Origin of the sequence: Brevundimonas sp. Leaf168, from assembly GCF_001423685.1 — a bacterium.
GTDB classification, from domain to species: domain Bacteria; phylum Pseudomonadota; class Alphaproteobacteria; order Caulobacterales; family Caulobacteraceae; genus Brevundimonas; species Brevundimonas vesicularis_C.
Window position 1 is genome coordinate 272,941 of the sequence record NZ_LMOY01000009.1, and the last position, 13,499, is coordinate 286,439.

Genomic DNA, 13,499 nt, shown 5'->3' on the forward strand with positions numbered 1-13,499 from the left:
TCTGGAAACTGATCAGGCGGCGGCGAAGGCGGCCGACCATTGGTCGAGACGGGCGCGGTGCGGCTTGATGAACCGCTCCTCGACGAAACGGCCCTGCTCGACGGCCAGCCGACTGCGCTCGTCGCGGTCGTAGACGATGCGGGTCAGCGAATAGTCCTGCGCCTTCAGGCTGGGCTGATACTGCTCGGTCGCCGGGGAGTTGGCGTTGTAGATTTCGGGCCGATAGATCATCTGGAAGGTCTCCATCGTGGCGATGGTGCTGGCCAGTTCGAGGTCGGTGTAGCCGCCGGTCAGGTCGCCGATATGGTACAGGGCGAACGGCGCCACGCTGCCCGGTGGCATGAAGTAGCGGACCTTCATCCCCATCTTCTCGAAATACCGGTCGGTCGGCGAGAAGGCGTCGTTGGCGTATTCCAGGCCCAACACGGGATGGTCGAAGCCGGTGCGATGATAGGTCTTGTTGCTTGAGACGCTGAGGCAGATGACCGGTGCCTTGGCGAAGTTGTCGCGATAGGCGCGCGACGTCAGAAAGTGCCGGAACAGCTTGCCGTGCAGATCGCCGAAATCATCCGGCACGCCGCCGTTCGGATGCGCCTTCAGGTGTTCGGGCAGGACTACGCTGAAGTCGTAGTCACGGACATAGGAGGAGAAGTTGTTGCCCACGACCCCCTCAATCCGCCGGTTCGTCTCCTTGTCGATGATCGTCGTTTGCAGGATTTCGATCAGCGGAAAGGCGTCGTCGCGCTCCGAGCAAAGACTCAACTCGACCGAGACGATCTGAAGCTCCAGCGCATAGCGATCGCCCCTCGGATTGTCGTGGTGCGCCAGCGAGTTGAAGCGGTTGTCGATCATCCGCAGGGTGTTGCGCAGATTGTCCCGGCGGCTCTCGCCTCGCGCCAGGTTGGCGAAATTGGTGGTGATCCTCGTCGTCTCGGCGGGCCGATAGTCTTCGTCGAGCGCGGTCCGCTTGATCCTGAATGTGAAGTCGGTGCTCGCCATGGTCTCTGCCGTTGATGCTGTGGCGAGACAGCGGACAGGGACGCGCGACCGCTCGCGCGCAGTCGTCCCGTCGCGGCGTTCATGCGACCTGACCGGACACCCCGCCGGAGGACGTTATCTGTCGGGGCAGGTCTCCTGGCTCACGGGTCACGGCTTCGGGTCCGGCCTTCCCAACGTCCGAAGACGTCAGTGACACGAAATGGACCTTCGGCTCGCCGCTCACAGTTGCGGGGGCAGCGCCGGCATCACACCGGCTTCCCTCTTAGCTCCGCGTCGCCCGGAGGCGACGCGCAGAACCTCGACGGCCTCATGAGACGCGCACCCGACGCCGAAGTCAAGAAACATATAAGGATATCCTTATGGGCCTGGCTGACGTCGGCCTCATGTCGTTCGGATTTGGGCTTGAAATGTCGCATCCGCGATCAGGCTCGACGTCTGCTTCGGGTCGATTTCTGTCCTACCCTGAAGCGCCGAAAGCGGACATCACCATCAGTCCGAAGACCAGTCCGGGTGCATGTCGCTGATGGGCGGAAAGCGGTCGCTAAGTCACGGGTAGGCCCGCACGGGGCAGAGTTAGATTTATTCTCGATACGACCGTCATTCTGAGCTCAAAAGGCCCTAGGTCAGTAAGTCCGGTTTCTTGGTGACCATAACAGTCCCTTAGCCATTCGCCGCACATCATCCGCTCATGCAGGCCCACCAAAAAAAACACTCTCGGCTGCGTTCAAAGTTTGCTGTGGTTTGCCTCACATCTTTGATTTCCGGGACAGGCTGTCGCGAGATTTTGGTTGAGGGAGAAGATGCCCCGTTCTCTGCAAAACTGGGTCAGGTGACGTTCGACGTGCCTCAACGAGACGACCTGTACCAAGCATATAAGTCCGAAGACGGGAAACTCGTCAGCATCCGCGTGTGCAACAGAGAGAGCTTCTACCAAACATACGAGCAAGCCGTGCCGTCTTGTGAAGGGATGGCGAAACCCCTGGTGAACCTCTACGGCGTCTCGACCTACCTTCGTCACTTCGAAGGGGACCAATACCGTCTGCTGAGTGAGCGGCCAGCGTCCCCGACACCGCCGCCGAACCCTTTGGTCGAAATTCCAGGCCACCTCATCAACCGGCAGCTCGGTAAAGGAACTGAGGGATATCAACTGAGCCGGGTGATGGGATTGGGCGGGAGGTTGTACACTACGCACCGTGACTGGCCGGTCGCCGCTTGCCATACGGCCCAGCAAGGCGGTCGCTACTGCATCATTGGTTTTCTAGTGAGGGACGTCTTTGTCGAGGCACACTGGAATGCTGAAGATGGGGTCCAGCTGAACCAAGCCGAGGTATGGTCTGTCGCTGTCGCATTGGACGCGAAAATTCGCAGCCTGATCGCCACTCAGTCATCGTAAGACAGAGCGCGTTAATCGGGCGCTGGGGCTTGGGCTGCTGAATATCGACAGTCGCGCCCCTTCCGGCCAGGAACCTGCGGAGCCGCTTGCCAGCTCGACGCCCCCCAATGTCCGCAATGGGTCGGAAGCGGCCAAAGGCATCGGACCAAAAAGCGGACGTACCCAGGCTCAGACTGCATTGATGAATGACGTGTTTCCGGCACCCGGTGAATGACCGCTCCTGGCGCGAAGCCGGCTCCGCGCTTTCGCCGCGGTGGCTGGAGTGTCACCCAGGTCCGGACGTGCCGCTCGTCCGGTGGGAGGGAGGCGACCATGGGGATTGTGCATATCGGACCAGACGGCAGCGTCGAGGCACTCAAACCCAGCACGCCTGAGTAGCCGAGCGGGCTTGGGAAGGGCTACTCAACGTAGCTAGAGCGCTCGGCCGGCTCGCGGCGGCTCGCGACTTTGAAGCCCGGCGTATGAAAGGGCAGGAGACCTGTCGGTGGGTGACGGTGAGCTGTAGGTCTGGCTGTTCTTCAGAGCGCTAGGCTGTGGTATCCACCGACAGCTATACCGGCGCGATTACTTCGCAAACTGCGCCTGCGGCATTGTCAATACATCTCGAAAGATGTCGTGATCACGTGCTTTTTACAGCGGTTCATTTCCATATTGTTTTCAATAGTCCTTGATTCATTCGGACTGCGAAACGGCGCTGTGGGTGATCTCGGCTCCAAAGTCGTTGCCGATCAACGCGCTGTCGACCTTCGTGTAATCGAGTGGTAATAGGCCAGGGCGTCCGTCGGTTCTTTAAAGTGGCAGGTATTCTTCTAAACCGCACAATGCGCCGGCGTGCAGGTTGCACCTACTTTCCCGCTTAACCCACGCTCTTCGACGAGATTACAAATCCGCCATCAGGATCGTCGCCTGCTTGCGAGTCGCGGCCGAATATGACTAAACATGAATGACACCGGTAGCAGTCAGGCGGCCAACTCGCTTTGACACCGGTGTCTCCCGTCAGCAGCGGGAGGCGTGAACGAGGGCGTTCGATCCTTGAAGCGCACCACTTGGGAGGAGAAACTAGAATGATCCAACGCCACAAATTCGCGCGCCACGCCCTGGTCGCCACCGCGTCGCTGGGAGCCCTAGCTCTCGCCATGATGGCGCATGACGCCGCCGCCCAAACGGCCGAGGTCGCTGCGCCTCAGACAGATGACGCTGCCGAGGTCGATGATATCGTCGTCACGGGCTTTCGGGCCAGCCTTCAGAATTCCTTGAACATCAAACGCCGCGAAGCCGGCGTCGTCGACGCCATTTCTGCTGAGGACATCGCGGATTTCCCGGACACCAATCTGGCTGAGTCGATCCAGCGCATTCCCGGCGTCTCGATCGACCGCGACGCAGGCGAGGGCCGGTCGATCACCGTCCGCGGTCTGAGTTCGGAGTTCACCCGTACGCGGATCAACGGCATCGAGGCCCAGGCATCGACCGGCGCCACCGACTCGTCGGGCGGGGTGAATCGCGGTCGTGGCTTTGACTTCAACGTCTTCGCCTCAGAGCTCTTCAACAATATCACGGTGCGCAAGACCGCCTCGGCCGAGACGGAAGAGGGGTCGCTGGGGGCGACCGTCGATCTGCGCACAAGCCGTCCGTTCGACAAGATGGGCTTTCAGGGCGCGCTGTCTGGCCAGTACGGCTACAACGATCTGTCGCAGGACTGGAGCCCGCGCTTCGCCGGTCTGATTTCGAACACCTGGGCGGATGACCAGATCGGCGCTCTGTTCTCGATCGCCTACAGCGAGCGCGACAGTCTCGAGGAAGGTTTCAGCTCGGTGCGCTGGGGACCTGCCAGCGCCGACGGCGGCTTCCAGAATGGCGCTGTCCTGCCGAACGCCGCGCGCACCTACCATCCTCGCATCCCGCGCTATGGCAGCCTGGAGCACAGCCAGGAACGTCTGGGTGCCACCCTTTCGGTCCAGGCGCGGCCGGGCAATGGTCCGACCCTGTTCACGATGGACATGCTGTACTCGAAGCTGGATTCGACGCGCAGCGAAAACTTCCTGCAAGCCTGGTCGCTCAGCCGTGGCGCCGATCAGGGCGGCAAGCCGCAGGTCGACATCATGAGCTTCGAGATCGATCCCGACACTGGCGAGATGATCTACGCCCAGCTCGACGACATGGACATCCGCAGCGAGCAGCGGTTTGACGAGCTGGAAACCGAATTCAAGCAGATGACCTTCGGGGTCGAGCACGAGTTTTCGGATCGGCTGCGGTTCGACGGCCTGATCGGTCGCGCGGAATCCAGCTTCGCCAACCCGGTCCAGGTCAGCGCCATCATCGATCGCCAGAACGTCGACGGCTATTCCTATGATTTCCGTCAGAACCGCAATCTGCCGGCGATCAACTGGGGCTTCAACGTCGCCGACCCCACACAGTGGAGCGTCGTCGGCCCGACCGGCGCCCAGCCCCGCTCGGAACTGCGCATCAGTTCGAACTTCCAGGAAAACGTCTATACGACGGGTGAGGCCAACTTGGCCTTCGACGTCAGCGATTGGCTCACACTGAAAGCGGGCGTCAGCCGCAAGGAATATGAGTCGAGCAGCCGCGCCTTCGCGCGCCCAAACAACGCCAACGGTTCGCCAGCGCTGCCGGCGGGCACGAGCATGGCTTCGGTCACCAATCTGCTGAGCGGGTTCGGTCGCAATCTCGATCTACCGTCAGGCGCTGCGACCAGCTGGGTTCGGCCGGATTTGGCTGCGTTGCAAACAGTCTGGAACTACAACTGCAACTGCGACACGGGCGTAGCAGGCGGTGATTTCAGACTGATCGGCCTGAACGGCAATCCGTCCACCTATGGCAACTGGCGTGACGTGACCGAGACCGACACCGGCGCCTATGTGCAGGCCGACTGGGACACGGAAATCATGGGTGTGCCCTTCCGAGGCAACGTCGGTGTGCGTCAGGTCAAGACCGAGGTCGACGCCTTGGGTTATTCGAACGTCGGTGGTGTTGCGACGCCGGTCCGGGGCGAGAACGAATACGACGACACCCTACCGTCGCTGAACGTGTCGATCGAGCCGATGAAGGATTTGATCGTGCGTTTGGGCGCCGCCAAAGTCATGGCGCGACCGCCTGTCACGAGTCTGGTTCCGGTCTTCACGCTGAGTGCAGCCGGGGCGGCGACGAATACGGCGTCGCTGGGCAATGTCGAGTTGGAACCCTATCGGGCGACGACCTACGACCTGTCGGTTGAATATTACTTCGCGCCTGAAGCTCTGCTGTCCTTCGCCTACTTCTACAAGGACATCTCGACCTATGTGCAGACGACCACCGAACCGCTGTCGTACAGCCAACTGACGGCCTTAAACCCTGTGGCCTTCCCGGCGGGCGGTCGTCCTGCCGGCGACATCTATCAGTTCAGCACGCCCACAAACACGCCGGGCGGCCCGCTGAAAGGCTTCGAGATCAGCTATCAGCAGACGTTCTCCTTCCTGCCCAGCCTGCTGTCGAATATCGGTACGCAGCTGAACTACACGCACGTTGAATCCGAGATTCAGTATTGCGTCACCGCAACCTGCGCGGCCTTCGTGACGGCGGATCTGGTCAACCTGTCGCCGAACGCCTGGAATGCGACGCTGTATTATGACGACGGCAAGTTCAATGCGCGTGTGTCAGCGGCCTATCGCGACACCTATTTCCAGAACGTGCCGGGTTCGAACGGCGCCACGGGCCTGATTCCGTATCAGGGCAAAACCGAAACCACGACGATCGACGCTTCAGCATCCTATAACCTGACCGATAACCTCAGTGTTTCTGTCGAGGGGCTCAATCTGACCGACGAAGCCAACCGTCAGAACCACGGCGACATCGGCCTGCCGCGTGACAGCACCTATGTCTATCACCACACTGGCCGCCAGATTTACATCGGCGCGCGGTATCGCTTCTGATCCCAACAGATCGGCGAGATAAGACAGGCGGCGTCGGTATAACCGGCGCCGCCTTTCTTTTGACGTCGGCGGAACTGGCGCGACGCGACGAGAGAATTTTCGCTTGCGACCTAGTTGCCTTGGCGGAAGTCAAAACTTTGGTTTGCGACATAATCTTCCCAGGCGCTGCGCGTGGCGAAGTCCAGGCCGCGATCCCACGCCGATCCCATGTAGTAGGTGAACGGCTGACCCGGCGTGACCCGCACCAGGATCAGATAGTTGTCGGCGTCTTCGGTGAAGCCTTCGACCGTTGCGGGATCAACCGCCAGAGCGATGCCGAGCGAGCCATACTCGGGGTTTTCAGGCTCCCAGAACATCAGACGCCCGTGTGCGGCGTCGCGCGTGACGAAGCCCCGTCCGTTGTCGTTGCTGCGTTTCGAAATGCCGATCGCGACGATCAGCGGTGCGTCGGAGTTCGAGGTCAGAGTGGACGTCATTCGCGTAAAGTTGGAGCCTAACGGAAGGCTGAACTCACGCGTTTCCGAAACCGTGCGCACGATATCGACAGGCCAAGGACGGTAGGTCACGCTGAACCGCGCCTCGTCGCCGCCGGTTTTGTCGATCTGGTAGGTAGAGAAGTTGCGACTGGTCCAGAGCTTGTTGTCGTACCAGATGCCCAGACCCCCGGCGCCTCTGCCGCGTCCCACGTCGTAATAATCCAGGCCTTCACCGCGATCGACGTGATAGTTCGGGAACTTCAACTGGCGGTCCATGAAGGGATAGCGGACACGTTTGGCCCACACATCGATGCCCGAGCCAGAGGGCGCCTCGCGCGCTTCAAGCGTGGGACCGTAGATGCGGTGAGCGACGCGATCGTTTTCCCACAGCAGATCATCCAAACGATCCGGCGCGAAGCGGGCGACGGCGCGCGGTCGCTGCTGGTCTTCCGGCGGCGGCTCCAGCGGTTCGATGCTCGAGGGTCGATTCAGAGCGGATGGATCGTAGGAGAGCGCCGAGGTCGCACGCATCTCGGCGTCTCGACGGCGGATTTCTTCGGCGCCAACGACCGTCACGGGGGCGGGTGGGACAGGCGTTGTCGCAGCGATCACTTCGGCCGTGTCGCGCGTTGGTTCCGTTAATGGCACAGAGCGAACTGGGTCATTCAGCGACGCGACTTCCAGCCCGGCCAGAATATAGGTTCCTGAAGCATAGAGGCCGACGTCCTCAGGGTCGGTCGACACGGGCTGATCGCCGGTCTTCTGCGCTGCGCCCACCAAGCCGTTCGCAAGGACATGGCGGTTCAGGCCGGCCCACCCCTTCAACACATGCGGCAGGTAGGTGTCGCGATCCAAAAGGCCGTGATTGATCCCCCAGGCCAGGGCGTAGACATAGAAGACCGAGCCTGAGGTTTCAGCCTCGGGATAGGCCTCGGGGTCCAGAAGGCTGGCGCGCCACAGTCCGTCCTCCTGCTGAAGTCCTGCGACCCTGCCGGCCATCTTCTGGAAGAGATCGACATAGAAGGCGCGGCCGGCGAAATCGGCCGGCACGGACTCCAGCCATCTTACTAAACCGCCGATGACCCAGCCATTGGCTCGCGACCAGTAGATTCGGTCGCCGTCAGCGTCACGATGGTTCTCGTCCTTGAACCGTTCGTCGCGCAGGAACAGCTTTTCGTCCTCGACCCACAGCCGCGCCGCTGTGCGTCGCCATTCCTTATCTGCGGCGTTCAGATATTTTGGATCGCCCGTGATCGCGGTCATCCGGGCGAAGACCGGGGGCGCCATATAGAGGGCGTCGGCCCACCACCAGACGAGCGCGGGTGTGTCTTCCGCCCGGGCCAGATAGGGGACCTGCCAGTCCAGCCGCTGACGCAGCGGCATCAGCACGCCCTCCTGTCCACGACGCGCGTAGAGTTCTTCGTAGAGATCGCCGATCGCGATATCGTCGGCGTTCAGCATCGTCTTGCCCGACCGCGCGCCACGTACACTGTAGTTGTAGTGATCGGCCACGGCGCTCAAGAAACGCAGCGTCCGCGTATCGTCCGACACGCGCGCAAGCCGCGAAGCGCCGACGTAAAAGGTGGCTGCGACCCAGTTCGACGACATCTGCGTCAGGTTGCTGCCCGTCGATAAGGCGAGCGGCTCGGCGGCCATGGCTGCGATTTGCGAGGAGGCGACATATTCGACAGCCGCCATCGTGCTCTCGCGAGACGGCACGCCTGCCACGTCGGTGTATAGGGCGGGGCGGTCGCGTTGAGCCAGCCATTCAGCCTCGACGCCCGGCGGCAAGGCTGCGACCGTTTGCGCTAGAACGGGGCCGGACATGGCGGCCGAGCTCAAAAGGACTGCAATCAGGCCAAGGCAGGGTCGGGTTGGCAGGGCCATGTTTTCCTCCGGCGCTGCTCCGGGCGGCGCATGATGGTTGGTGGCCCACTTCGACGGCAAGCCGCAACGTAACCGGTGTCAATTTCTGACGATCAGCTGTCGGTATCTCTTGTCAGCCTTATATCGTCCACTATTGTGAGACGAAAGAACAGAATGTGGGAAATCTAGATGCGCGCCAATCGCCGCACGCTTCTGCAACTGGGTGTCGTCAGCGCTTTGACGCAAGCGACGCCGGCGTTTGCACAGTCGAGCCGTTCGCGCGCCTTCGACGCGTCCGACTATGGCGCGATGGGCGACGGGGTGACCATCAACACGCGTCCTATCCAGGCCGCCATCGACGCAGCGGCAGGGCAGGGCGGAGGGGTCGTCGTCCTGAAGCCCGGTCTGTATCTGTCAGGTTCGCTATTCGTGAAGTCGGGGGTGACCCTGTCGATCGAACGCGGCGCCACTCTGCGCGGCGTTCAGGATCTGGCAGCTTATCCGATGGTTCGCACGCGTGTTGCCGGCGTTGAGATGGACTGGCCCGCCGGCTTGCTGAATGTCTATCAGCAACAGAACGCCAAGATCACGGGCGAGGGTCTGGTCGATGGCGACGGCAAGGTTTTCTGGGACACCTATTGGGGGCTGCGCCGCGATTATGATCCGCGCGACCTGCGATGGGCGGCCGACTACGACTGCCGCCGTCCGCGTCTCATTCACGTTTACGATTCACAGCAGGTCGAGGTTTCCGGTCTGAACCTAGCGCGATCGGGGTTCTGGACTGTCCACGTCTGCTATTCGCGGGATGTGAAGGTCGCCGACCTGATCATCAGGAATAACATCGGCGGACGCGGCCCCTCGACGGACGGCATCGATATCGACTCATCGGAGCGGGTGCTGGTCGAGAGATGCGACCTGTCGGTCAACGACGATGCGATCTGCATCAAGGCGGGACGCGACTGGGACGGACTGCGGGTGGGTCGGCCGTGCCGTCACGTGAAGATCCGCGACTGCATCGTCCGTGACGCTTTGGCCGGGATGACCTTCGGATCGGAGACATCTGGTGGATTTGACGACATCGAGGTCTCTGGACTGAGGATCGAGTATCCGGTGCCGCTGGGGATCTTCTTCAAATCAGGCCACACACGCGGCGGCGTGATTTCCAACATCCGCCTGCGCGACATCCATCTGCAGGACGTGCGCACATTGATGCAGGTGAATCTGAACTGGTACCCAAACTACAGCTACGCCCAGATTCCGGACGGCATTGCGGACGTGCCGGATTACTGGCGCGCGCTCGCCACGCCCGTGCCGCGTGAACAGGGCATTCCCCGCATCCACGATGTTCGGCTGTCGAACATCAAGGCCGTCGGCGGCAAAGTCGGATTCGCCGCCGCCGCCTATCCCGAAGCGCCGCTGAAAGACTTCATTTTCGAACGGTTGGACTGGGATGTGCAGGATGCGGGCGCCATAGCCAATGCCGAGAACTGGCGCTTCCGCGACTGCAACATTGACACCCTCAACGGCCAAGGCCCCAAGGTGACCGAGTCGTCCGGCGTCACTGGCCTGCGATCCAGACAAGCATGAAAAACCAAAAATTGTGGGAGTTAGCGCGATGAAAATCCTATCCGCCTGTTCGATCCTGGCATTTGGCGTGGTCGCGCTTGTGGGGGGCGTTTCCGGCGTTGCTCAGGCTGAAGTCCTGCGGCTGAACACGCCGGCGGTGGGCCTGACCAGCGACAGGATCGGCGCCTTGCCCGACGCGGAGCGCGGTCCGTGGGCCGAGTATCTGGCACGCTCTCAAGCCCAGCATCTGGCCGACCGCGCTGCGCTCGCGGCCGAGCTTCCCGCTGGAGTGGCTCCGCCGCCGCCTCCCAAGGCCGTCGGACCCGCACACTACAACATGCCGCTGGATCGGCCTGCCGACTGGTACGCCACGGCCGAAGCCCGGGCCGTCGCGGATGCGATCGTCAGTTTCCAGACGCCTGCCGGCGGATGGAGCAAAAACCAGGATCGCAGCATTGCGCGCCTGCCGGGTCAGCGGTTCTCCAACGATGCCGAAACCATGGAGCAGAACCCGGCGAACTTCGATGCGCCGGCGGATCGCTTCTGGACCTTCGTCGGCACGTTGGACAACGAGGCGACGTGGTCGGAAATGCGTTTCCTGGCCAAGGTCGCCGCGCACGCGACCGGACGCGATGGCGACGCCTGGCGCGCCAGCGTCATCCGAGGCGTGCGGTATCTTCTGAACGCGCAATATCCCAATGGCGGCTGGCCTCAGATCTGGCCGCTAGAAGGCGGCTTCCACGACTCCATCACCTTCAATGACAATGCGGTGGCGAACGCGGCCATGCTGCTTCGTGATGTCGCCCATGGCGCTGAGGGCTTCGACTTCGTGCCGGCTGACTTGGAGACACAGGCGGCCGAGGCGACTCAAAAGGCGATCGACGTCATCCTCGCGGCCCAGGTGCGTCAAGGGGACCGCCTGTTGGGCTGGCCGCAGCAGGTCGAGCCCATGCGACTGGTGCCAACCAGCGCTCGGAACTACGAGCCGCGATCCATCGCGAGCGGCGAAACAACCGATATCCTCATCTTCCTGATGGGCGAGGAGAACCCGTCGCCGGAGATCGAGGCCGCCGTCCGCGGCGCCGCTGAATGGCTTCAGGCGATGCGTGTCTATGACAAGTCTTTCGAAATGACCGACGACGGACGCAAGCTGATCGACAAGGCCGGGGCGGGTCCGATCTGGTCTCGCAATTACGATCTGGTTACTGGACGTCCCATCTTCGGCGACAAGGATCAGACCATCCACGACGATGTGAATGAAATCTCCGTCGGAAGGCGCAACGGCTATTCCTGGTGGATCTCATCGCCGCAGAAGGCGCTGGACCTCTACGCCGATTGGTCCAATCGGGTCGGGTAAATCCGAGACGCTGATCGGCATTGTCGATGCGGTCTGACGGCGCATCCGCGACGCAGTTTGTGAGCCACCAAAGGCGAGAACGCGCGCCTAACTTCAACGCTAAAAGATCGGCGCGGCAAACCCCGATGTGAACCATTTCCAGTTCCGACGGTTAGCCAAGCCAGACTTTACGGAGAGGGCTGGCATGAGCACCCATGGACTGAAGGATGCGGTCGTTCGACCGTTGCATTGGCTATTTCTGGCGTTTCCAATCGCGCTGTTCACCTTCGCCCTGTTCACCGACATCGCCTATCTGAAGACGGCTGAGGTCCAGTGGACGAACTTCTCCGCCTGGCTGATCACGGGAGCGCTGGTGTTCGGCGGCGTCGCTGGCCTGTTTTCGATCTTCGATTTCGTCGTCGGCCTGCGCCACGGGAGGTCACGGCGGGCGACGGTGCATCTGGTCGCGCTTGCGCTGGCCTGGGTGCTGGGGCTGGTGAACGCCTTCAAACACAGCCAAGACGCCTGGAGCTCTGTCGGAGCCTTCGGTCTGATCCTGTCGATCCTCTGCACAATCCTGGTCCTGGTCGCCGGCTGGACCGCCTATGCCGCGCGGGAGAGCGTCCGATGAACAAGAATCTGCTCGCCGCCAGCGCCGCTACCCTGGCCATGGCCCTGACGGTCGCATCGTGCGGCAACGCCAGCGATCCGAAACTGAACCAGACCGGCGCGACGCCCGACCTGCCCAAGGTCAACGAGACGCTGGTGCCGCCGATGAAGATCAGCCCGCCGGCAGGCTGGAACGGCGAGACGCCGACGGTGCCGCAGGGCTTTACGATCAGCGCCTTCGCCACCGATCTCAAAATCCCGCGTCAGATGCTGGTCCTGCCTAACGGTGACGTGCTGATCGCAGAAGGGCGCGGAGGCCATGCGCCCGCCATGCGGCCCAAGGATGTGATCGCCGGCGTCATCAAAAAGCAGGGCAACACCAAGATCAAAGGCGGCAACCGCATCACCCTGGTGCGCGACGCGAACAACGACGGCATGCCCGAGTTGCGGACCGTTCTGGTGGATAACCTCGATGCGCCCTACGGCCTGGCCTATGTCGACGGCTATCTCTATGTCGCCGAACAGGGGGCGCTTGTTCGCTTCGCCTTCCAGCCCGGCCAGACCGGCATCGCGACGCCCGCCGAGCGGGTGACGGAACTGCCCTCGCGCATCAACCACCACTGGACCAAGTCCCTGGCCGCCAGCGCGGACGGGTCGAAGCTGTATGTCGGCACCGGCTCGAACTCGAACATCGGCGAGCGCGGCATGGCGGTCGAAGAAGAGCGCGCCACAGTGTGGGAAATCGACCGGGCGACCGGCGCGCGGCGCACCATCGCCACCGGCATTCGCAATCCGACGGCCCTGGCGATCGAGCCCACGACCAATCTGTTGTGGTCGGTCGTCAATGAGCGCGACGAACTGGGGCCGCAATTGGTCCCAGATTATCTGACCCAGGTGCGTGACGGGGCCTTCTACGGCTGGCCCTACAGCTATTGGGGCCAGAACCGCGATCCGCGCGTGATGCCGCAGAACCCCGAGATGGTCGCCAAGGCGATCAAGCCTGACTACGCCCTTGGCTCGCACGTCGCCGCCCTGGGCTTGGACTTCGCCCGCAATGGCGGCTTTGGCGGGTCGTTCGCCAACGGCGCCTTCATCGGCATGCACGGCAGTTGGAACCGCCAGGATCCGTCCGGCTACAAGGTCGTCTGGGTGCCGTTCAACGCCGGTCGTCCAGCGGGTCAGCCCGTCGATTTCGCCACAGGCTTCCTGAAGGACGGCAAGGCGCGCGGGCGTCCTGTCGGCGTCGCGTTCGATGGAAACAAACGTGTGCTGTTTGTCGCCGACGACCTGTCGAACACGGTGTGGCGCATCGCGCCTGCGCGATAGGC

Annotated in this window: 8 protein-coding genes and 1 riboswitch; of the genes, 6 read left to right on the forward strand and 2 right to left on the reverse strand. The window is 62.2% G+C overall.

The features are described from left to right. Window positions 1-12: 12 nt before the first annotated feature. Window positions 13-999, reverse strand: coding sequence for a DUF1852 domain-containing protein (locus tag ASF81_RS10395; RefSeq protein ID WP_055808325.1), 987 nt, complete (start codon window positions 997-999; stop codon window positions 13-15). A gap of 107 nt (window positions 1,000-1,106) precedes the next feature. Next, a riboswitch (cobalamin riboswitch) is annotated at window positions 1,107-1,315 on the reverse strand. Between the two features lie 372 nt (window positions 1,316-1,687). Between ASF81_RS10395 and ASF81_RS10400 the strand changes: the two genes are divergently transcribed. Next, window positions 1,688-2,392, forward strand: a complete 705-nt coding sequence (locus ASF81_RS10400) for a hypothetical protein (protein WP_156363214.1) — start codon at window positions 1,688-1,690, stop codon at window positions 2,390-2,392. A gap of 1,064 nt (window positions 2,393-3,456) precedes the next feature. Beyond that, complete coding sequence (locus ASF81_RS10405; protein ID WP_055808329.1) at window positions 3,457-6,318, forward strand: TonB-dependent receptor; 2,862 nt, start codon at window positions 3,457-3,459, stop codon at window positions 6,316-6,318. Window positions 6,319-6,428: 110 nt separating this feature from the next. On the opposite strand, the gene ASF81_RS10410 is transcribed toward ASF81_RS10405, so the two are convergent. After that, a complete protein-coding gene (locus tag ASF81_RS10410) occupies window positions 6,429-8,681 on the reverse strand; it encodes a glycoside hydrolase family 88 protein (protein WP_082503533.1) in 2,253 nt (750 codons plus the stop codon). Between the two features lie 168 nt (window positions 8,682-8,849). Here ASF81_RS10410 and ASF81_RS10415 point away from each other — a divergent pair, with 168 nt between their 5' ends. The 4 genes from ASF81_RS10415 to ASF81_RS10430 all read left to right on the forward strand — a co-directional run bounded on the left by ASF81_RS10415 (window position 8,850) and on the right by ASF81_RS10430 (window position 13,497). Further along, window positions 8,850-10,247 carry a glycoside hydrolase family 28 protein gene (locus ASF81_RS10415; protein WP_055808333.1) on the forward strand — a complete coding sequence of 466 codons (1,398 nt, stop codon included), beginning with the start codon at window positions 8,850-8,852 and terminating at the stop codon, window positions 10,245-10,247. 28 nt (window positions 10,248-10,275) lie between these two features. Continuing rightward, window positions 10,276-11,583, forward strand: a complete 1,308-nt coding sequence (gene pelA, locus ASF81_RS10420; protein WP_055808335.1) for a pectate lyase — start codon at window positions 10,276-10,278, stop codon at window positions 11,581-11,583. Between the two features lie 184 nt (window positions 11,584-11,767). Beyond that, the gene (locus ASF81_RS10425; protein ID WP_055808338.1) at window positions 11,768-12,193 is read left to right on the forward strand and encodes a DUF2231 domain-containing protein; all 426 of its coding nucleotides are present in this window, start codon (window positions 11,768-11,770) and stop codon (window positions 12,191-12,193) included. Beyond that, window positions 12,190-13,497 (forward strand): sorbosone dehydrogenase family protein, encoded by a 1,308-nt coding sequence (locus ASF81_RS10430; protein WP_055808340.1) that lies wholly within the window; start codon window positions 12,190-12,192, stop codon window positions 13,495-13,497. Before ASF81_RS10425 ends, ASF81_RS10430 begins: the two co-directional genes overlap by 4 nt. The last annotated feature ends 2 nt before the right edge of the window (window positions 13,498-13,499 follow it).